Below are 20,739 nucleotides of genomic sequence, written 5' to 3' on the forward strand. Positions count from 1 at the left end.
ACGGGGTCTCTGCGCAGGTCAGAGCCGGTTTTCAGGTGAGGCTAGCCTCACCAGGCCGCGTGTCCAGGTCCGCGTCGCGGCAGTCCCTGCGCAGGTCACGCACGCCCTGCGACCACCGCGAGCGGGTTCGCCGAGCGCGACGCCCGACCGGTGCGCGTCGGCGGAAGGGGACGGTCGACCGCCGGGCGCGCGCCTCGGCCGAGAGGGACGTTCGGCCGTCGCGCGGGCGCCGGCGGCACGACAGGCTCGTCCCGACGACGCGGCCCGGACGAGAGGAGCACGACGTGGACGGTCCCGTCGGCGGACCTCGCCCTCGTGCCCTGGCGCGTGCGTGGTACGCGCAGAAGCGCTGGCTGTACCGCGGTGGTCGACCGCACGGCCTGGCGCGTGCCCTGAACGACGTGTGGGGCCGCCTCTACGCCCGCGGCTGGCTGTCGCTGGGCCGCGGAGCGACGCTCCAGGTCCGCGGCCGGACGACGGGACGCACGCTGACCCTGCCGGTCGTGGTCGCGGAGCACCGCGGCGCGCACTACCTGGTCTCGATGCTGGGCGACGACGCCGGGTGGGTGCGGAACGTGCGCGCCGACGACGGCCGCGCGACGCTCGTCGCCGGCGGCCGCGCGCGGGCGGTCCGGCTGGTCGAGGTGCCCGTCGACGACCGCCCCGAGATCCTGCGCCGCTACCTCGACCTCGCGCCGGGCGCGCGCCCGCACGTGCCCGTAGCCCGGACCGCACCGCTCGCGGACTTCCGGCGCGTCGCCGCCGACTTCCCCGTGTTCCGCGTCGAGGAGCGCCCGCGTCAGTAGGTGAACGCGGTGACCCGGCGCTCGAGGTCCTGCGCCATGACCGCGAGCTCGCGGATCGACTCGCCCATCTGCGTGAGCACCTCGGTCGTGGAGCGCGCGGCCGAGGCGACGCCGGTGATGTTCGCCGCGATCTCGCCCGCGCCGGTCGCGACCTCGACGACGCCGCGCGACATCTCGTTCGTCGTCGCCGTCTGCCGCTCGACCGCCGACGCGATCGTCAGCTGGTAGTCGTTGATCTGCGCGACGATGTGCGAGATCTGCTCGATCGCCGCGACCGCGCCCTCGGTGTCCGTCTGGATGGCCTGCACCCGGCGGACGATGTCGTCGGTCGCGTTCGCCGTCTCCTGCGCGAGGTCCTTGACCTCCCCCGCGACGACCGCGAACCCCTTGCCCGCCTCACCGGCGCGCGCGGCCTCGATGGTCGCGTTGAGCGCCAGCAGGTTGGTCTGCGCGGCGATCGACGTGATGACCTTGACGACGTCCCCGATCTCGCGCGAGCTGGTGCCGAGCCGGGCGACGGTGTCGGTGGTGCGGGCGGCGACGGCCGTCGCCTCCTCCGCGACGCGTGCGGCCTCGTTCGCGTTCTCGGCGATCGCGCGGATCGACGCGCCCATCTCCTCCGCGCCCGCGGCGATGAGCTGCACGTTGCGGCTCACCTGGTCGGCGGCTGTCGCGACGACCCCCGCCTGGGCGGACGTCTCCTCCGCACCGGCCGCGACCTGCGCGCCGGCGGCCGACATCTCCTCCGACGCGGTCGCGACGGTCCCGGACGCCTCAGTGACGCCCGCGAGCGTGGTCCGCAGGGCCGACTGCGCACGGCCGAGCGCCGCGGCCATCCGGCCCAGCTCGTCGTCGCTGCGCACACGGGCGGTCACCGTGAGGTCACCCGTGGCGAGCGCGTCGACGCTCCGCTGCACGTCGCCGACCGCGCGGCGGACGCTGCGGGCGAACAGCATGCCGAGCGCGAGCGCGACCACGAGGCCCGCCCCGGCGACGCCGATCATGGTCCAGCGCGCGAGGGACGCCGCCGCACCGGCGTCCGCCTGGTCCTGCGCGACGGCCTCGTCGACGTGCGTGCTCAGGGCCGCGAGGGACGCGGTGAGGTCCGTGCCGACGCGTGCCGCCTCGTCGCTCTGCGTGGCCCACGCGACCCGGTCGTCGTCCATCGCCGGAGGGAGCACGTCGGCGTCGACGCTGGTCTTGTACTCGTCGTAGCGCGCGAGGAACGCGTCCCACTCGGGCGGCATCGACCCGTACGCGCCGGCGTACACCTCCGCGAAGTCGTCCGTCGCCGAGTCGAACGACGCGTACGCGGCACGCACCGCTGCCATCGCCTTCTGCTTGCCCTCGTCGTCCGGGTACCCGGGCACGCTCGAGATGCCGTTGCGCACGGTCCACAGCGCGTTCGACAGGGTCGCCAGCTGCCCGGTGACCTCGGAGCTCGCGCGCGACGTCGCGGCGGACCGGTCGGCGAGCGCGCTCAGCGACATCACGCCGAACGCCCCGACGGCGACGAGGACGGCCGCGAGCATCCCGACGAGGCCGAGGATCTTGGTCCGCACCGACCGGTCCGCGACGAGCCGGCGCCGCGGCTTCGCACCCCCGCCGCCGCTCGTGGCGGCGCGGCTCTCGGGGGCCGGCTCGGGCGACGACCGCTGGGTCGGGACGTCGGCGGTGCGCTTCGGGGTGAAGACGGGCATGGGCTGTGCTCCTGGGTCGCGGAGGACCGGTGTGTCGCCACCGGTCCCACCGACCTCATCGGCCGCCGTGCCGCGCTGTTGACCCACCTGACCCGTTGTGTTGCCCGACCCGGGCGCCGTCGCCCGGACGCGCGGACGGTTGCCCCGCGCAGCGGACGACATGCCGGTCCGGGTGCGCGGAGCTCGAGCCCGTGGTGTCAGTCCTCGGCGTCGACCGCCCGGTAGAAGTTCCGCTCCCACCGGTGCCGCCGGATCACCGCGCGCTGCTCGTCGGTGAGCCGCCGCCCGTCGCTCGTCGCCGCGTTGCGCTCGACGTTCCGCACGGTCCGCATGCCCGCGATGACCGTCGACACCGCGGGGTGGTCGAGCACGTACCGCAGCGCGACGTCGGGCAGCGCGTCCGTCTCGATGCCGAGGTCCTCGACGAGCGCCGTCACGTGCTGCTCGACCTGCGCCGGCCGGTCGCCACCGAAGTAGGTGTTCCGGAAGTCGCCCTCCGGGAACGTCGCGCCCGCCGTGATCCGGCCCGTCAGCCCGCCCTCGTCGAGCGCGACGCGCACGATGACGCCGACGCCGTGCTCCTCGCACGCGCCCAGCAGCTGCTCCTCGGGCTGCTGGTGCCACGCGTTGTGGATGACCTGCACCGTGTCGACCGCACCGCTGCGGACCAGGGCGAGCGCGTTCTCCGGCTGGTAGTCGTTGATCGAGACTCCGAAGAAGCGGATCTTGCCCTCGTCCTTGAGCGCCGCGACCGTCTCGAGCCAGTCGCCCTTGCCGACCCACTCGTCGGACCAGACGTGGAACTGCAGCACGTCGAAGTGGTCCAGCCCCGACGCGTGCAGGCTCGTCTCGAGGCTCGCGCGGACGTGGTCGCCCGGGAACGTCTCGTCCGGGTGCAGGCCGTCCGGCGCCGGCCAGACCATGTTCTTCGGCGGCACCTTCGTCGCGACCAGCACGTCCGGGTAGTCGCGCAGCACGCTGCCGACGATCCGCTCGCTCTCGCCGTACCCGCGGGCCGTGTCGACGAAGTTCACGCCGAGCTCGATCGCGCGGCGCAGCGCCGCGACCGACTCGTCCTCCTGCGCGCCCTTCCACTGCGACGCCCCGATCCCCCAGGCCCCGTACCCGATCTCGGACACCCTCAGGCCGGTCCGGCCCAGCTGGCGGTACTCCATGCGAGCTCCTCGTTGCTGTGTGCGGCCGGCGTCCACCGGGCCGACGACCAGCCTCACCCCGCCGCGCGCGCGGCGCGAGCCGTCCGCCTCGCGCGTCGCCTACCGATCCGCGTGGCCGTCCCACGACCACAGGCTGATCGCCGTGCGGCCGTCCGTCCGGGGGTCGTCGGCGACGACCGCGAGCTGCACGAGGACGAGCGGGGACACCGTCCGTGCGTGGGCTCGCGCCCACGCGATCGCGTCGACGACGTCGACCCCCTCGAGCTCGTACGTCGCCTCCTGGCTCGCCGGGGTGCCGGCGTCGTCGTGACGCTCCCCCGTCCAGAAGGTGACCCGGAAGACGGGGGCCGTGACCTCGTGCGTCATGTCCCGCGGATCGACGAGACGTGTCGTGACGGGTCGGACGTCGTGCAGTGCGTCGTGGTCCATGGGACCCAGCATCCTCCTCGGGAAGCGGACGTCCCCGAGATCCACCCCGCGACGGCCTCAGGAGAACGACGCGTCCGTGATCGTCGCGCGGAAGAACTCGCCCTCCTCCTCGGGTTCGGAGCCCGCCCACCAGCTCGCCCGGAAGCGTCCGGGCATCGTCACGCCGTGGAACGTCGCCTCGGCGTCGACGGTCACGCCGAAGTGGTGCAGCGCGTGGCCGCGCCCGTCGGGGTCGCCCCACCGGTCCATCGTCACGCGACGCAGCCGTCCGTCCGGTCCGACCTCGAACCGCACGCCGTGCTCGTCGCCGTCGATCAGCCACCGCCCGACGAACGCGTCGGGGTCGCGGTCCGCGGTCCACGTCGCCACGCCGAACGCCGTCGGGACGAGCGCGCCCTCCCCGGCGAGCCGCCCGGCCGCGCTGCGCGTGACGTCGTCGCCCTGGGCGCTCATCACCGGGACGACGCCCGCCAGCCGCCAACGCATCTCGCCCACGCCGTCGACGTAGCGGTCGAAGCCGCGCACGGGCAGCCCGAGGATCGCGGTCCGGGCCTGCCACACGAACGCGGAGCCCGGGACGATCAGCTGACGCGCGGTGAAGGGGCGCCACGAGCCGATCCTGATCTCGCCGTGCATCGTCAGTGCCGCCGAGCGGTGCAGCGGCGTGCCCTCGGCGATCGCGTGCCGCAGCCAGCGCCTCGTCGCCTCGGGAAGACCGGCGGTGCCGGCGGACGTGAACCGCGGCAGCGGTTCGCCGAGCCGCGGGCCCGGGACGTCGTCGAGCCGCGCACGTGCCGTCGGCGTGTGACGGGACACGAGACCTCCACCCCCTCCGTCGGGACCTGCTCCGCACGCTACGAGCGGGGCGGGACCGTCGCGCGAGGCGAAGGTCCCGCCCTCCGCTCAGGTCAGGCGGGGGTGGCCACGTCGAGTACCCACGTCACGCCGAAGCGGTCGGTGAGCATGCCGAACCCCGCGCTCCACGCCGACGCGGCGAGCGGCTCGACGACCGTCGCGCCGTCCGCGAGACCGTCCCAGACGGCCTGCACCTCGTCGAGCGAGTCCCCGCGGACGGAGACGAAGAACGGCTGGTCGGTGAGGGTGAGGCCGTTCTCACGACGAGTCGTCCCGGCGGGCACCGAACCGCGCGGGCCGGGGACGTCGTACGCCATGACACGGAAGCCGTTGTCGGCGGCGGCGAGGCCGAACACGACGCCGTCGGCGCCGGGGGCGTCCCCCGGCATGCCGAGGTCGGCGTAGGTCGTCGCGTCGACCTCGCCACCCACGGCCGACGCGTACAGGGCCAGCGCCGCACGCGCATCGCCGTGGAAGTTGAGGTGGGTCGTGGTGGTGAGGCTCATGTCCGCTCCTGACGGCCGTTCCGCCGGGTCGTTCCCGGCGACCACCACCCTCCCGAGCATCTAGGTCAGGAACGGTCCTAGTACACGCCTAGGCTTCCCGCATGGCGACACCGACCTCCCGCCTCCTGCGGCTGCTCTCCCTGCTGCAGACCAGGCGCGACTGGCCCGGGTCCGTCCTCGCGGAGCGGCTCGGCATCAGCGGCCGGACCGTGCGCCGCGACGTCGACCGCCTGCGGGAGATGGGCTACCGCATCGAGGCGACCAGGGGCGCCGACGGCGGCTACCGCCTCGACGCCGGGTCCGACCTGCCGCCGCTCCTCCTCGACGATGACCAGGTCCTCGCCCTCACCGTGGCCTTGCGGGCCGCACCGGCGACGGGGACGGCGATCGACGAGGCCGCGGTGCGCGCGCTGGCCACCCTGCGCCAGGTCATGCCGACCCGGTTGCGCCACCGCCTCGACGCGCTGGACTTCACGACGCTCCCCGCCGGTCGCACCGGCGCCGCTCCCGACGCCGTCGCACCCGACGTGCTCGTCGCGATCTCCGCCGCGGTCCGGGCGCACGAGGTCCTGCGGTTCGACTACGCCGACCCGCGCTCCGGCTCGCCGTCGGCGCCCGGACCTGCGCGGCGCGCCGAGCCGCACCACCTCGTGACCGCGCGCGGCCGCTGGTACGTCGTCGCGTGGGACCTCGACCGCGCCGACTGGCGCCTGTTCCGCGCCGACCGCATGTCCCTCCGGACACCGAACGGCCCGCGCTTCACGCCGCGCGAGGTGCCGGGTGGCGACGTCGCCGGGTACGTCCTCGCGCGCTTCCAGGGGTCCGCCCCGGCAGGCTCGACCGGCGCGACCGGAGCTGCCGTGCCCCCCGACGGGCAGCCCTGCCGCGGCACGGTGGTCCTCCACCTGCCGGCGACGGACGTGCGGTCGTTCGTCGGCGACGGTGTCGTCGAGGACGTGGGCCCCGACCGCTGCCGCCTCACGACCGGGTCCTGGTCGTGGGTCGCGCTCGCCGCGTCGCTCAACCGCTTCGACGCGGACGTCGATGTCGTCGGTCCGCCCGAGCTGACCGACGCGTTCGCCCGGCTCGCCGCACGCAACGCGGCGACCGCCGCGGCCACCGCCGCGGTCACCGCCCCGTGACGCGCGAGAGGCCCGCGACCCCGAGCGGGGTGCGGGCCTCTCGTGAGGTGCGGTCAGGTCCGGATCAGAAGTCCCAGTCCTCGTCCTCGGTGTTGACGGCCTTGCCGATGACGTACGACGAGCCCGAACCCGAGAAGAAGTCGTGGTTCTCGTCCGCGTTCGGCGACAGCGCCGAGAGGATCGCCGGGTTCACGTCCGTCTCGTCGCGCGGGAACAGCGCCTCGTAGCCGAGGTTCATCAGGGCCTTGTTGGCGTTGTAGCGCAGGAACTTCTTGACGTCCTCGGTCAGACCGACGCCGTCGTACAGGTCCTGCGTGTACTCCACCTCGTTGTCGTACAGCTCGAAGAGCAGCTCGAACGTGTAGTCCTTGAGCTCCTGGCGCTCCTCGGCCGACAGCTGCTCCAGACCCTTCTGGAACTTGTAGCCGATGTAGTACCCGTGCACCGCCTCGTCTCGGATGATCAGGCGGATCAGGTCGGCCGTGTTCGTGAGCTTCGCGCGGCTCGACCAGTACATGGGCAGGTAGAAGCCCGAGTAGAACAGGAACGACTCGAGCAGCGTGCTCGCGACCTTCCGCTTCAGCGGCGAGTCGCCCTTGTAGTACTGCATGACGATCTCGGCCTTGCGCTGGAGGTTCGGGTTCTCCTCCGACCAGCGGAACGCCTCGTCGATCTCCTTGGTGGAGCACAGCGTCGAGAAGATCGACGAGTACGACTTGGCGTGCACCGACTCCATGAACGCGATGTTCGTGTAGACGGCCTCCTCGTGCGGCGTGATCGCGTCCGGGATCAGGCTGACCGCGCCGACCGTGCCCTGGATCGTGTCGAGCAGCGTCAGGCCGGTGAAGACGCGCATCGTGAGCGTCTTCTCCTGCTCGGTGAGCGTCGCCCACGACTGGATGTCGTTCGACACCGGCACCTTCTCCGGCAGCCAGAAGTTGCCGACGAGCCGGTCCCAGACCTCGGCGTCCTTCTCGTCCTCGAGCCGGTTCCAGTTGATCGCCGACACGCGGTCGATCAGCTTCAGCTTCCCCGTCGGGGTCATCGAACTTCTTCCTTCGTCAGGTCGAGCGAGCGGAGCGCGGTCAGAGCATGCACGAGACGCAGCCCTCGACTTCCGTCCCCTCCAGGGCGAGCTGGCGGAGGCGGATGTAGTAGATCGTCTTGATGCCCTTCTTCCAGGCGTAGATCTGCGCCCGGTTGAGGTCACGGGTCGTCGCCGTGTCCTTGAAGAACAGCGTCAGCGACAGGCCCTGGTCGACGTGCTGCGTCGCCTCGGCGTAGGTGTCGATGACCTTCTCGTAGCCGATCTCGTACGCGTCCTGGTAGTACTCCAGGTTGTCGTTCGTCATGAACGGCGCCGGGTAGTAGACGCGGCCGATCTTGCCTTCCTTGCGGATCTCGATCTTCGACGCGATCGGGTGGATCGACGACGTCGAGTGGTTGATGTACGAGATCGAGCCGGTCGGCGGGACCGCCTGCAGGTTCTGGTTGTAGATGCCGTGCTCCTGCACGAGGGCGGCCAGCTCGCGCCAGTCGTCCTGCGTCGGGATGTGCACGCCCGCGTCGGCGAACAGCGCGCGGATGCGCTCGGTGCGCGGCGCCCACTCCTTCTCCACGTACTTCTGGAAGTACTCGCCCGTCGCGTACTTCGAGTCCTCGAACCCGTAGAACGCCTGCTTGCGCTCCTGCGCGAGCAGGTTCGACGCACGGATCGCGTGGTAGGCGACCGTGTAGAAGTAGATGTTCGTGAAGTCGAGGCCCTCGTCGGACCCGTAGAAGATGCGCTCGCGCGCCAGGTAGCCGTGCAGGTTCATCTGCCCGAGGCCGATGGCGTGCCCGCCGCGGTTGGCGCGCTTGACCGACGGCACCGACTCGATGTCCGTCTGGTCGGACACCGCCGTCAGGGCGCGGATCGCGGTCTCGACCGACTTGCCGAAGTCCGGGCCGTCCATCGCGAGCGCGATGTTCATCGAGCCGAGGTTGCAGGAGATGTCCCGGCCGACCTCCTTATAGGAGAGGTCCTCGTTGAACGTCGACGGCGTCGAGACCTGGAGGATCTCCGAGCAGAGGTTCGAGTGTGTGATCTTCCCCTTGATCGGGTTGGCACGGTTCACCGTGTCCTCGAACATCACGTACGGGTAGCCGGACTCGAACTGCAGCTCGGCGAGCGTCTGGAAGAACTCGCGCGCGTTGATCTTCGTCTTCCGGATGGCGGCGTTGTCGACCATCTCGTAGTACTTCTCCGAGACGTCGATGTCCGCGAACGGCACCCCGTACACGCGCTCGACGTCGTACGGCGAGAACAGGTACATCGGCTCGTTCTTCTTCGCCAGCTCGAACGTGATGTCCGGGATGACGACGCCGAGCGACAGCGTCTTGATGCGGATCTTCTCGTCGGCGTTCTCGCGCTTGGTGTCGAGGAACCGGTAGATGTCCGGGTGGTGCGCGTGCAGGTAGACCGCACCGGCGCCCTGGCGCGCGCCGAGCTGGTTCGCGTACGAGAACGAGTCCTCGAGGAGCTTCATGACGGGGATGACGCCCGAGCTCTGGTTCTCGATGTGCTTGATGGGCGCGCCGTGCTCGCGGATGTTGCTGAGGAGCAGGGCGACGCCACCGCCGCGCTTCGAGAGCTGCAGCGCGGAGTTGATCCCGCGCGCGATGGACTCCATGTTGTCCTCGATGCGCAGCAGGAAGCAGGACACCGGCTCGCCGCGCTGCGCCTTGCCGAGGTTGAGGAACGTCGGCGTGGCCGGCTGGAAGCGGCCCGACACGATCTCGTCGACGAGGCTGATCGCGAAGTCCTGGTCGCCCTCGGCCAGGCTCAGCGCGACCATGCAGACGCGGTCCTCGAAGCGCTCGAGGTACCGCTTCCCGTCGAACGTCTTCAGCGTGTACGACGTGTAGTACTTGAACGCGCCGAGGAACGTCTGGAAGCGGAACTTCTTCGAGTACGCGTACTCGAAGAGCGTCTTGATGAACGCGCGGTCGTACTGCGCCAGGACGGCCGGGTCGTAGTACTTGTTCTCGACCAGGTACTCGAGCTTCTCGTCGAGGTCGTGGAAGAAGACCGTGTTCTGGTTGACGTGCTGCAGGAAGTACTGCCGCGCCGCCTCACGGTCCTTGTCGAACTGGATCTTCCCGTCCGCGTCGTAGAGGTTCAGCATCGCGTTCAGGGCGTGGTAGTCCAGCCCCGTCAGCTCTACGCGGGTATCTGCGACTGTCGCTGCCAAAATGTCCTCAATCCCTCGCGGACGCGGTGCACGTCCTCGTTCGTTCCCATGAGCTCGAACCCGTACAGGTAGGGGACGCGGCACTTGGCCGCGACGATGTCCCCCGCGATGCAGTAGGCCTCGCCGAAGTTGGTGTTGCCCGCCGCGATGACGCCGCGGATGAGCGACCGGTTGCCCTCGTCGTTGAGGAACTTCACGACCTGCCGCGGCACGGCGCCGCCCTCGTTGCCACCGCCGTAGGTGGGGACGACCAGGACGTACGGCTCCGTCACGTGCAGGAACGGGTCAGTCGGCCGCAGCGGGATGCGCTGGGCCGGCAGGCCCAGCTTCTCCACGAAGCGGTGCGTGTTGTCCGAGGCGGAGGAGAAGTAGACCAGCGAGCTCATCGGCCTGCTCCCCTCGCCTCGTTCGGACGGTCGGACCGTCGCGCTCGGTGTGCGGTCTCGGTGCGGTGTCGGTGCGAGGGCACGGCGGAGCCGACCCTCGTCGTGTCCGGTACCGGGGGCGGATGCCCGCCGGGCCGACGCGGTGCGAGTCCTGCGCCGGCCCGGGGCGTCCGTGGTGGGCGACCCGTCCGGCCGCCCGCGTGCGTCAGGCGACGGCGGCGGCCATGCGGTCGGCGAGCGCCTTGATGCGGTCCGGGCGGTAGCCCGACCAGTGGTCTCCGTCGACGATCACGACGGGGGCCTGGAGGTGGCCGAGCGACATGACGTAGTCACGCGCGTCGGCGTCCTCGCTGATGTCCACGACGGTGTACTCGGCACCCAGCTTGTCGAGCGCGCGGTAGGTCGCGTTGCACTGCACGCACGCCGGCTTGCTGTAGACCGTGATCGTCATCGTGGCTCCTAGTTCACTGTCGCGCGACGCTCCCCCCGGAGTGGGTCGCGATGGTCCGTGGGCCCCTTGCAGAGCCGATCGCGGTTCCCCCACCGCGTCGACTTCAACACTACACCTAGGGGTGCGACTCACAAGCCACCACTAGGGATTGTGTTACATCCGTGTCGTTCAACTTCACCCTGTGGAGAAACCAGGGTATCGCCGAGGTCCGACAGAGCCCCCGACCTGCGGGTTCGCGGACCGTCCACAGGCGTCCCCAGCAGCCGCACAGCACCGTGCACAACCGGGTCCACAAGGGCAGCGTCCAGTTCGCCCGGACGCGCCGGGGCGCGACACGCCGCAGCGGCCGCAGGACGACTCCCGACAGATCGCCCGGACGGGTGACGGGCGCCGTGGAGCCAGCCGTGGGCGACGCTCCTCCGCCACCCGGACATGCGCGGGACGGGTCAGGTCTGGTCCGCAGCCGACCTCAGGTCCACGATCGGACAGGGGGCGCGAGAGCACGTCAGCAGGCGTCGCAAGGGATGCCGCCCCGCCGGAGTCGGAAGCGAGGCACCAGCGATGACGGAGACGACGAACGGCGCGACGACAGGGGCGGACGAGGCGAAGCAGCTGGCCGCGGAGCTCGCGGTGCTCGAGGCACGCACCAAGCTGACTGCAGCCAGGACGGCCGCCCTGAGTGCGCTGGCACCCGGCGTGGCGGGCGGATCCACGGGCGAGGTGACCGTCGGGGCGAAGGCCGGCACCCTCGGTCCGTTGCTCGCTCACCAGGTCGTCAACGAGACGGCGGACGCGATCGCCGCCGCTGCCGCCGTCGCTGCGAAGGTCCCCGGACCGTCCTGGCACGTGCTCGTCACCACCGACGCGAACCTGCTCACCGCAGACGTCCAGGCCACGCTCAGCCGGACCTCGCTCACCGAGCGATCGACGGAGCTCGCCCGGCTGATCGAGGTCGTGCGCACCGCGGCAGAGACGCTGCGCGCAGCCGTCGACGACTACAGCAGAGATGAGCGACCATCACCCCCTCCGCCCGCACCACCGACGGCGAGGGACGCGACTTCCGCGGACGCGACCCAGGCGGCGGCCCCCGCCGAGAAGGCCGAGGCCAAGGAGCCGCCCGCGGGCTCGGCCCTCGGCACCGCGGTCCAGCTCGTGCAGCTCACCGCCACGGACTTCAGCGTGAGCGCAGTCGAGGTGAGCGCCGACTCGGCGCTGCTGGCGACGCTCACCGCCACAGCACTCGGGCCGCGCGCTGGTACCGAGAACCGCGTGACCCTCGACGGGTTCGAGGTCGCGCGCGCCGCCGGGCCGACGCTCGCCGCCCTGCGGGACCTCGCCGGCAAGGTCGACGGCCTGACCGCGGAGACGCTCGCCCTCCGCCAGCTCGTCGCGCCCGTCGCTGCTGAGCTCGCGGACCGGAAGGCCGCCGCGATGTCGGCGCAGTCGGCCTGGGCGGACGCCGTCGCCGACAAGGACGTCACGGCCGACCGGATCGAGATGCTCAAGGCCCACCTCGAGCGCCTCACCGCCGAGGTCGCCAGGCGACAGGCGGCGGTCGGCCCGGCTCAGGCGGTCGTCGACACCGCCACGGCACGGCTGGACGCGACACGAGCCGTCGTGGTGGCGCTGACGACCGTGGACGCCGCCGGCATCTCTCCCCTGGCACGCGCCTGCGCACGCGAGGCCCTGCACACCAAGGACGGCCACCCGGTGACGCACGTCCTGCACGTCCGGCCCACCCAGGTCGGCGCCGACATGGTGACGCGGCGCTCGGTGCTCGGGTCCTCGGGACGCGTCTCGTACCTCGGCAGCGCCAGTGCGTCCTGGGCGCTGCTCCGTGTCGCGGACGGCACGCTCGTCGGCGGCGCGCAGCACCAGGCGAAGCAGCTCGTCCACGACCTCTCCACCGGGGACGTGTGGCGCCCCGCGCTCGACGTGGTCCAGCAGAAGCACACGAGCCCCACCGCCGATCCGCAGGCGGCGCACGAGCGGCAGATCCGTCTCGCCGTGCTCGTGCTCGCCTTCGGGGTCGCCGCCCTCGGCGTCGTGAGCGCACTGAGGCTCGTCTTCTCCTGACCGCACGCCGCGCCGTCACGGCCTCGCGCGGGCCGTGACGGCCCGACGGTGGGACCGTCGACTACAGCGGGAAGGCCGCGTAGAGGTCCGCGATGTCGTCGACCGGGCCGACGACGTGGAACACCGACGAGCCGTTGGTCCACACCGCGACACCGGTGCCGTCACCGGCGTCGACGATCGTGTACGTCCCCGCCGGCGTGCCACCCGCGACGACCTCACCCGACTGGGGCAGCCCGGTGTCGGCCGCACCGGCGGTCGCGGACGGGCTCGGCCCGGCGGCCGCAGTGGGGAGGGCGGCGACGAGCTGCGCGGCGAACGCCGACGCGTCCTCCGGCGTCTCCCACTGACCGGCCCGGACGACGACCTCGCCGTCCGCGCCGTCGCCGAACGTGTCCGTGTACGCCTCGACCGCACCGGCCGCCAGCCACTCGTCGTCGGGCGCGGAGCCCGTCAGCGCGTACTGGAGGACCGTCGTCGGCAGCGCCGTCGCGAAGGCCGTCGTCGCGGTCCGGGCCGCAGGCTGGATCGTCGGCGTGGGCGACGGCAGCAGGATCGTGCTCGCCACCGGCGGGGGCGTCTCGTCGCCGGTGCTCCGCGACATCAGGATCCCCCCGACGACCACCGCGATCACGACCACGACGGCGCCGATGATCGCCGGCAGCAGCCAGCGCGGCCGCCCGCCCGAGCCGCCCGTGCCGCCGGAGGACGCGCCGGACTCCTCGGCCGAGCCCGGCGCCGCGGAGCCCGCGGCGGCGACCGCCTTCACCGGCCGCGTCGACGGCTTGCCGAACGACGGGCGCACGGGGACGCGTCGTGACGGGCCGGTCGCAGGTCCCGTCGGCGGAGCCGTCGGCAGACCCGACGGCGAGTCGACCGGACGGGCCGCCGCGGCGGCGTCGGTCGACGACGCCGCGGGACCCGTGGGCGGAGCGGCGGGCGGGGAGACACGGGCCCACGTGGGTGCCGAGGGCGCGCTCCCCGCCGCCGGAGCCGAGGCGGGAGCGGTCGGCGCAGCCGAGGCGGGACCGGCCGAGGCGGTCGGCGCAGCCGAGGCGGGACCGGCCGAGGCGGTCGGCGGGGCCGCGGGCGACGGCGAGGCCGCACCGGCCACCGACGTCGCCACGGCGGTCGTGGGCGTGCGCGTCGGCAGCGGCGTCCCGTTCGCGGGCGCTGCCGCCGGTGTCGGCGCGGTGAACGCGGGACGCGCGGCGGCGCCCGAAGCGGTCGCCGCGGGCGGCACCGGCCGGACGAGGCCAGGAGGCGGACTGACGGGCGGGACGGCCACGGTCGCGGTCGTGGGCGCCGCGCCCGCGGCGGCACCCGCCGCCGCGCCGGCCCTGAAGGCGGCGAGCGCGCCCGCACCGGGAGACGGGTCAGCGGCCCCCGCGGCGGTTCGCCGCGGCAGTGGCGGTGCGACCGACGGCGGGTCGGCGGGCGTGGTCACGGTCGCGGCGGCCGGCACGGTCGCTGCCGCCGCGGTCGCCCCCGGTGCGGACGCCGCGGTCGCGCCCGGTGCGGACGGCACGGTCGCGCCCGGTGCGGACGACGCGGTCGCGGTCGGGGTGGACGACGCGGTCGTGGTCGGGGTGTACGGCGCGGACGTCGGGACTGCGCCGGGCGACGGCGCAGGGGCGGGGCTCGAGGCCACGACCGCGGGGACGAGGGGCGGCGTGCTCGGGCCGTCAGCCGTCGCGGGGGCACCGTCGGCGGGGGCCGTCGCACCCGTCGGCGCCCAGCCCAGCCGCCCCCAGTGCGGGCTCGTGTTGCCGCCGGATCCGCCGGTCTCGGTCATCGGGTTCCCATCGCTCGCCCTGCCCGGCACGCCCGCCGGACGTTCCGCAGCCTACCGACGGGCGCTCAGCCGACGACGTCGCGACGCCGGAAGGCGGCGAACCCGGCGGCCAGCAGGAGGGCCGCGACGGCGGTCACCGCGACCACGGGCGGCCACGTCATGTCGTCGGCGGGCAGCCCGGGAAGGTAGGTGAACGGGGACAGCGCGTCCGAGCCGTCGGGCAGCAGCTCGCCGAACATCCCGACGACGCCCACGTACGCGACGTACGCCCACACGAACCCGAGCAGGCGCGGCGCGACGGCGTAGACCAGGACGGCGAGGCCGAGGACGCACGCGATGCCGGGCAGCGTGACGGCCGCGGCGCCGACCAGCACGCCGACCTGGCTCGGGTCGTCCAGGCTCACGGCTGCCGTGACGCCCATGACGAGCCCGCTGACGAGCATGAGGACGAGCCCGGCGACCCCTGCGACGCCGACCTGCGTGCCGAGCCAGCGCCACCGCGACACGGGTCCGGCGAGCACCCGGGCGCCGCGCGTCGCGACCTCCTCGTGCCGGACCGCGGCGACGCCCGTCACGACGTAGGACGCGGCCATGACGGCGAGGAACATCGTGTAGAGCGCGAAGGCGCCCGCGGTGGCGTCGGTGCCGCTGCCGAACATCTCGCCGAGCGTCGCGTCGTCCTCGAGGAAGTCGACGATCGCCCCGGCGAGGACGCCGATGAGCGCACCGCACAGGACGATCGCGACGCCCCACGACGCGATCGCACCCGTCTGCCGGCGCAGCGTCAGCGCGGTCATGCCCGCGAGCGCGGGTCGCGCGGCCGGCCGGCCCAGGCGCTCGGGCACGAGCCCCGTGCCGAGGTCGCGCCGCCCGACGAGGCGGAACGCGACGGCCACGCACACGGCTGCGAAGGCGACGCCGACGAGCAGCGGCCACCAGCGCTCGTCGACGTACGCGCGCGTGGCCTGCGCCCAGCCGAACGGCGACAACCAGGTGAGGACGCTCGTGCTCTCGGGCCCGCGGACGTCGCCGACCGCGCGCAGCAGGAACGCGACGCCCAGGGCCGCCATGCCGAGGCTCGACGCGGTGCGCCCGTGCGACGAGAGCTGCGACGCGACCGCCGAGATGCCGGCGAACACGAGCCCGACCATGACGACTCCCGCGCACATCGCAGCGGAGCCGACGGGGTCGAGGTCGGTCGTCAGCAGCGCGAGGAACGTGAGCCCGCCGACGGCGACGGTTGCGACGACGGCGGCGACGAGGCCCGCGACGACGGGCGCGTCACGCCCGACCGGGGCGGACCGCACGAGCTCGAGCCGGCCGTCCTCCTCGGCGGCGCGCAGGTGCCGCGTGACGGCGAGGATCGCCATGATCGCGACGGGCAGCATGACCCAGAGCGCGATCTCGTTCGCCGTCATCGCGCCCAGCGTGTAGTCGTCGAGCCCGTAGCCCGGGCCGGCCAGCGCGGTCGCCGCGGGCGACGAGATGAGGGTCGCGCGGGCGGCACGCGTCGCGGGGTCGGCGTACACCTGCGCGAGGGCGTCGACGGAGACCTGCACCATCCCCGCGACGGCGACGGCCCACACGAGGATGCGCCAGCGGTCGAACCGCAGGGCGACCCGGACGAGCGCTCCCGTCCCGACGAGCGGGTCGTCGCGCCCGGAGCGCTCCGCGGCGGCGGGCACGCGCGCCGGGGCGGTCGTCGTCGTCATCGCGCGTCCCCCTCCCGCACGCCGAGCGTCGCGAGCTCGTCGCTGTACTCCCGCAGGAACAGGTCCTCGAGCGTCGGGGGGTGCGCGACGAGCGACGTGACGCCGAGCCGGGGCAGCGCGGCCAGGACTCCGTCGAGCGCGGCCGTGTCGACGTCGGCGGTGACGTGGCCGTCGTCGCGGCGCAGGTGGTGCACGCCCGGCAGCGTGCCGAGCGCCGTCTCCGCGGCCGCACCGTCCCGGACACCGGCGACGACCGTCGTCCGGGTGAGGCCGCGCAGCTCGTCGAGCGAGCCCGACTGCACCGCCTTCCCCTGCCGGATGATCGTGACGCGGTCGGCGAGCGCCTCGACCTCGGCGAGGATGTGGCTCGACAGCAGGACGGTCCGCCCCTCGGCCGCGGCCTCCCGGACGACGTCCTGGAACACCGCCTCCATGAGCGGGTCGAGGCCGCTCGTCGGCTCGTCCATGAGCAGCAGCTCGGCGTCGGTCGCGAGCGCCGCGACGAGCGCGACCTTCTGGCGGTTGCCCTTCGAGTAGGCGCGGCCCTTGATCCGCGGGTCGAGCTCGAAGCGCTCGACGAGCTCCGCCCGACGTCGCGGGTCGAGCCCGCCGCGCAGCCGCCCGAGCACGTCGATCGCCTCGCCGCCCGACAGGTTCGGCCACAGGCTCACGTCGCCCGGGATGTACGCGAGCCGGCGGTGCAGCGCGACCGCGTCCTGCCACGGGTCGCCGTCGAGCAGCCGCACGTCGCCCGAGTCCGCGCGCAGCAGCCCGAGCAGCACGCGGATCGTCGTCGACTTGCCCGCGCCGTTCGGCCCGAGGAAGCCGTGCACCTCACCGGTGCGCACGGTGAGGTCGAAGCCGTCGAGCGCACGCTTGGCGCCGAACGACTTCACCAGGTCGCGCGTGACGATCGCATCACTCATGGGGGTTCTCCTCGTAGGCGAGAAAGGCGTCGAGGTAGGAGCTGTCGGTGAACAGGCCGTACGTGTAGAGCTCGAGGCTGCCGACCATGACGTTGTCGTACATCGCCTTCATCGCGGCGGTCGGGTCCTCGGTCGGGGCCGGGCCGCGTCCCGCGGCGGCGTCGGTCTGCGCCATGACGATCGTGCCGACGGTGGTCGCGATGAGGGCTCTGGCGCGGCCGTGGGGGTCCCGGCTCGGCCGGATCGTGCCGGCGGCGACGCCGTCCTCCAGGTACTTCTCCGCGTCCTCGACCATCCCGTCGACGAACCGCGCCGCGAGCGATCCGCCGTCGAGCAGGCTGCGCACGACGTAGGCGAACAGCGGCGCGTAGTCCTCGAGCATCGCGAGCTTCGCGACGACGTCCGTGGGCGGGGTGCCGGCGACGGCCGCCGACTTCTCCTCGAAGATGCGCGCCAGGACGTGCTCGTCGCACGCCGCGCGCAGCGCGTCCTTCGATCCGAAGTGGTGGACGACGAGGGGTGCGCTGACGCCCGCGTCGGCGGCGATCGCCCGCATCCCCGCCCGGAAGCCCTCCCGACCCCAGCGAGCGATGGCCGCGTCCCGGATGCGGGCGCGGGCGGTCAGGTCGTCGGTGGCTGAACGCACGTTCACCAGACTAAACACGCGTTCAGGCTCGGCGCAAGGGCCCGGACGTGGCACGCCCGGGTGTCGACGAGCCGGCGTGTCGGTGGGCGTCGGTACGGTGCCGGGCGTGAGCACGACGACCACCAAGCGCGCCGACCGCAGCGCCCGCCCCGGCTTCCGCTGCGCCGAGTGCGGCTGGACGGCCACGAAGTGGGTCGGCCGGTGCGGCGAGTGCCAGGCGTGGGGCACGGTGAGCGAGGACCTCGGACCCGGCGGCGGCGCCCCGCGTACCGTCGCGACCGCCCCGACCCGCTCCCCCGCACGCCCGATCAGCGAGATCGACGTCGAGGCCGCGCGGGCCCGCCCGACCGGCGTCGACGAGCTCGACCGGGTCCTCGGCGGCGGCATCGTGCCCGGCGCGGTCGTGCTGCTCACGGGCGAGCCCGGCGTGGGCAAGTCGACGCTGCTGCTCGACGTCGCCGCGCGGGCCGCCCGAGGCGGACGCCGGGTGCTCTACGTGACCGGCGAGGAGTCCGCGGGCCAGGTGCGGCTGCGGGCCGGGCGCGTCGGCGCGCTGCACGAGCAGCTGCTCCTCGCGGACGAGACGGACCTCGCGACGGTCCTGGGCCACATCGAGGTCGTCGACCCCGACCTGCTCGTCCTCGACTCCGTGCAGACGATCGCGTCCGCCGCCGTCGAGGGCACCGCGGGCGGCGTCGCGCAGGTCCGCGAGGTCACCGCCGCCGTCATCGCCGCCGCGAAGTCGCGCGACCTGCCCGTCGTGCTCGTCGGGCACGTCACCAAGGACGGGTCGGTCGCCGGGCCGCGCACGCTCGAGCACCTCGTCGACGTCGTCTGCCAGTTCGAGGGCGAGCGGCACTCCCGCCTCCGGCTGCTGCGCGCGACCAAGAACCGCTTCGGCCCGACCGACGAGGTCGGCTGCTTCGACCTGTCCGAGAACGGCATCGTCGGGCTCGCCGACCCGTCCGGGCTGTTCGTGTCCCGGTCGCACGCCGCCGTCCCCGGCACCTGCCTGACGGTCACGCTCGAAGGACGCCGGCCGCTCGCGACCGAGGTCCAGGCGCTCGTCGCTCCGTCTGCCGTGCCGAACCCCCGCCGCACGACCAGCGGCGTCGACTCCTCCCGGCTCGCGATGGTGCTCGCGGTGCTGCAGCGCCGGCTCGGTGCGCGCCTCGCCGACCAGGACGTCTACGTGTCGACCGTCGGGGGCGCACGCGTCGTCGAGCCCGCTGCCGACCTCGCGCTCGCGCTCGCCGCCGTCAGCTCACGGGAGAACACCGCGCTGCCGCAGGGGCTCGTCGCCGTCGGCGAGGTCGGGCTGGCCGGGGAGATCCGCAGCGTGTCCGGCGTCGGGCGCCGGCTCTCGGAGGCCGCACGGCTCGGGTTCACGCGGGCCGTCGTGCCCGCCGGTTCCCTCGACGGCGTCGCCCCGCCCGACGGCATCCGCGTGCTCCAGGTCGGCGACCTCGCGCAGGCCGTCAGCGCCGCCGGGATCGGCGCGTGAGCGGGGAGCGCGAGCACGGGGAGGCCGCGGAGCACGACGGATCCCGTGAGGGCGACGCGGCCTGCGCGCACCGGGACGTCGCCTGGGAGCCGTCGCCCGTCGTGCTCTGGACCGACGTGGAGAGCACCGTCCACCGCCTGCGGTGCACCGCGTGCGGCGTCGAGACGGCGCTCATCGACCACCGTCGACTGCCCGCGCTGTGAGCGCGGCGAACGGGCGGACGTCCGCACTCGTCGTGCCCGTCAGGCGGGTCGTCCGGAACTCGCTCGACACGGCTCGTTACCATGCTCAGGTGCCGACCTCGCACGCCCCCGACGACCTCCTCAGGTCCACCCTCGCCGCCGTCGCCCCCGGCGGTGAGCTTCGCGACGGCCTCGAGCGGATCCTGCGCGGCCGCACGGGCGCCCTCATCGTCCTCGGCTTCGACGACCTCGTCGCCAGCATCTGCTCCGGCGGGTTCGAGCTCGACGTCGAGTTCTCCGCCACCCGCCTGCGCGAGCTCGCCAAGATGGACGGCGCCGTCGTCGTCGACGGGGACCGCATCGTCCGCGCCGCGGTGCAGCTGCTGCCCGACCAGACCATCGAGACGTCCGAGTCCGGCACGCGTCACCGCACCGCCGAGCGCGTCGCCAAGCAGACCGGCTTCCCCGTGATCTCGGTGTCCGCGTCGATGCGGATCATCGCGCTCTACGTCGGCGGCCAGCGGCACGTGCTCGAGGACTCGACGACGATCCTGTCGCGCGCCAACCAGGCCCTCGCGACCCTCGAGCGCTACAAGGCCCGCCTCGACGAGGTCAGCGGCACGCTCTCGGCGCTCGAGATCGAGGACCTCGTCACCGTCCGCGACGTGTCGACCGTCGTCCAGCGGCTCGAGATGGTCCGCCGCATCTCCGAGGAGATCGAGGGCTACGTCGTCGAGCTCGGCACCGACGGACGCCTCCTCACGCTCCAGCTCGACGAGCTCGTCGGCGGGCTCGGGTCGGACCGCGCGCTCGTCATCCGCGACTACGTCGACACCCACCGCCGCGACGTCGACACCGTCCTCGCCGCGCTCGGCGAGCTCACGTCGACCGAGCTGCTCGACATCGCGCACATCGCCCGCGTGCTCGGTCTGCCCGGCGGCGGCGACGCCCTCGACGCGGCCGCCGGCCCCCGCGGCTACCGGCTGCTGTCGAAGGTCCCCCGGCTGCCCGGCACGATCGTCGACCGGCTCGTCGCGCACTTCGGCGGCCTGCAGAAGCTCCTGGCCGCCAGCATCGACGACCTCATGGCCGTGGACGGCGTCGGCGAGCAGCGGGCACGTGCGGTGCGCGAGGGCCTGTCCCGGCTCGCGGAGTCGTCGATCCTCGAGCGGTACGTCTAGAGACTCGATCGGCTGACCCGCACAGGGTCGGCCCGCG

Annotated in this window: 19 protein-coding genes; 6 read left to right on the top strand and 13 right to left on the bottom strand. The window is 73.3% G+C overall.

Translation table 11 applies throughout. The features are described 5' to 3' along the window. Positions 1-284 precede the first annotated feature (284 nt). Complete coding sequence (locus GXP71_RS14730) at positions 285-806, top strand: nitroreductase/quinone reductase family protein (RefSeq protein ID WP_238402433.1); 522 nt, start codon at positions 285-287, stop codon at positions 804-806. Here GXP71_RS14730 and GXP71_RS14735 read toward each other — a convergent pair. The 5 genes from GXP71_RS14735 to GXP71_RS14755 all read right to left on the bottom strand — a co-directional run bounded on the left by GXP71_RS14735 (position 800) and on the right by GXP71_RS14755 (position 5,471). Beyond that, a complete protein-coding gene (locus GXP71_RS14735; protein WP_238402434.1) occupies positions 800-2,506 on the bottom strand; it encodes a methyl-accepting chemotaxis protein in 1,707 nt (568 codons plus the stop codon). The genes GXP71_RS14730 and GXP71_RS14735 overlap by 7 nt on opposite strands. Before the next feature lie 197 nt (positions 2,507-2,703). Continuing rightward, positions 2,704-3,681, bottom strand: coding sequence for an aldo/keto reductase (locus tag GXP71_RS14740; RefSeq protein WP_162353259.1), 978 nt, complete (start codon positions 3,679-3,681; stop codon positions 2,704-2,706). A gap of 99 nt (positions 3,682-3,780) precedes the next feature. Then, a complete protein-coding gene (locus tag GXP71_RS14745; RefSeq protein WP_162353260.1) occupies positions 3,781-4,110 on the bottom strand; it encodes a hypothetical protein in 330 nt (109 codons plus the stop codon). 57 nt (positions 4,111-4,167) lie between these two features. Then, entirely contained in the window at positions 4,168-4,926 is a 759-nt protein-coding gene (locus GXP71_RS14750; protein ID WP_202924258.1) for a DUF6544 family protein, read from the bottom strand. Between the two features lie 92 nt (positions 4,927-5,018). Further along, entirely contained in the window at positions 5,019-5,471 is a 453-nt protein-coding gene (locus tag GXP71_RS14755) for a VOC family protein (protein ID WP_162353261.1), read from the bottom strand. Between the two features lie 101 nt (positions 5,472-5,572). On the opposite strand from GXP71_RS14755, the gene GXP71_RS14760 reads away from it, so the two are divergent. After that, positions 5,573-6,613, top strand: coding sequence for a YafY family protein (locus tag GXP71_RS14760; RefSeq protein ID WP_162353262.1), 1,041 nt, complete (start codon positions 5,573-5,575; stop codon positions 6,611-6,613). Between the two features lie 64 nt (positions 6,614-6,677). On the opposite strand, the gene nrdF is transcribed toward GXP71_RS14760, so the two are convergent. The 4 genes from nrdF to nrdH all read right to left on the bottom strand — a co-directional run bounded on the left by nrdF (position 6,678) and on the right by nrdH (position 10,683). Continuing rightward, on the bottom strand, positions 6,678-7,658 hold the full coding sequence (gene nrdF, locus GXP71_RS14765) for a class 1b ribonucleoside-diphosphate reductase subunit beta (RefSeq protein WP_202924259.1): 981 nt from the start codon (positions 7,656-7,658) through the stop codon (positions 6,678-6,680). 40 nt (positions 7,659-7,698) lie between these two features. Further along, the gene (gene nrdE / locus GXP71_RS14770) at positions 7,699-9,780 is read right to left on the bottom strand and encodes a class 1b ribonucleoside-diphosphate reductase subunit alpha (RefSeq protein ID WP_238402435.1); all 2,082 of its coding nucleotides are present in this window, start codon (positions 9,778-9,780) and stop codon (positions 7,699-7,701) included. Between the two features lie 35 nt (positions 9,781-9,815). Beyond that, a complete protein-coding gene (gene nrdI / locus GXP71_RS14775) occupies positions 9,816-10,232 on the bottom strand; it encodes a class Ib ribonucleoside-diphosphate reductase assembly flavoprotein NrdI (protein ID WP_162353264.1) in 417 nt (138 codons plus the stop codon). 205 nt (positions 10,233-10,437) lie between these two features. Continuing rightward, positions 10,438-10,683 (bottom strand): glutaredoxin-like protein NrdH, encoded by a 246-nt coding sequence (gene nrdH / locus GXP71_RS14780; protein ID WP_013772638.1) that lies wholly within the window; start codon positions 10,681-10,683, stop codon positions 10,438-10,440. Between the two features lie 561 nt (positions 10,684-11,244). Here nrdH and GXP71_RS14785 point away from each other — a divergent pair. After that, entirely contained in the window at positions 11,245-12,759 is a 1,515-nt protein-coding gene (locus tag GXP71_RS14785) for a hypothetical protein (RefSeq protein ID WP_162353265.1), read from the top strand. A gap of 61 nt (positions 12,760-12,820) precedes the next feature. On the opposite strand, the gene GXP71_RS14790 is transcribed toward GXP71_RS14785, so the two are convergent. From GXP71_RS14790 to GXP71_RS14805, 4 genes are all read right to left on the bottom strand, one after another. Next, positions 12,821-14,551, bottom strand: coding sequence for a hypothetical protein (locus GXP71_RS14790; protein ID WP_162353266.1), 1,731 nt, complete (start codon positions 14,549-14,551; stop codon positions 12,821-12,823). Positions 14,552-14,616: 65 nt separating this feature from the next. After that, on the bottom strand, positions 14,617-16,263 hold the full coding sequence (locus tag GXP71_RS14795) for an ABC transporter permease (RefSeq protein ID WP_162353267.1): 1,647 nt from the start codon (positions 16,261-16,263) through the stop codon (positions 14,617-14,619). Further along, positions 16,260-17,189 (bottom strand): ABC transporter ATP-binding protein, encoded by a 930-nt coding sequence (locus GXP71_RS14800; protein ID WP_162353268.1) that lies wholly within the window; start codon positions 17,187-17,189, stop codon positions 16,260-16,262. Before GXP71_RS14800 ends, GXP71_RS14795 begins: the two co-directional genes overlap by 4 nt. Beyond that, positions 17,182-17,853, bottom strand: coding sequence for a TetR/AcrR family transcriptional regulator (locus tag GXP71_RS14805; protein WP_238402436.1), 672 nt, complete (start codon positions 17,851-17,853; stop codon positions 17,182-17,184). Before GXP71_RS14805 ends, GXP71_RS14800 begins: the two co-directional genes overlap by 8 nt. Before the next feature lie 88 nt (positions 17,854-17,941). Between GXP71_RS14805 and radA the strand changes: the two genes are divergently transcribed. The 3 genes from radA to disA all read left to right on the top strand — a co-directional run bounded on the left by radA (position 17,942) and on the right by disA (position 20,702). Continuing rightward, positions 17,942-19,339 carry a DNA repair protein RadA gene (gene radA / locus GXP71_RS14810; protein ID WP_162353269.1) on the top strand — a complete coding sequence of 466 codons (1,398 nt, stop codon included), beginning with the start codon at positions 17,942-17,944 and terminating at the stop codon, positions 19,337-19,339. Beyond that, complete coding sequence (locus tag GXP71_RS14815) at positions 19,336-19,542, top strand: hypothetical protein (protein WP_162353270.1); 207 nt, start codon at positions 19,336-19,338, stop codon at positions 19,540-19,542. The genes radA and GXP71_RS14815 overlap by 4 nt, the downstream gene beginning before the upstream one ends. 89 nt (positions 19,543-19,631) lie before the next feature. After that, positions 19,632-20,702: a DNA integrity scanning diadenylate cyclase DisA gene (gene disA / locus GXP71_RS14820; protein ID WP_124344378.1), complete on the top strand. Its 1,071-nt coding sequence runs from the start codon at positions 19,632-19,634 to the stop codon at positions 20,700-20,702. The last annotated feature ends 37 nt before the right edge of the window (positions 20,703-20,739 follow it).

Origin of the sequence: Cellulomonas sp. H30R-01 (assembly GCF_010119915.1) — a bacterium.
Taxonomy (GTDB): Bacteria; Actinomycetota; Actinomycetes; order Actinomycetales; family Cellulomonadaceae; genus Cellulomonas; species Cellulomonas algicola.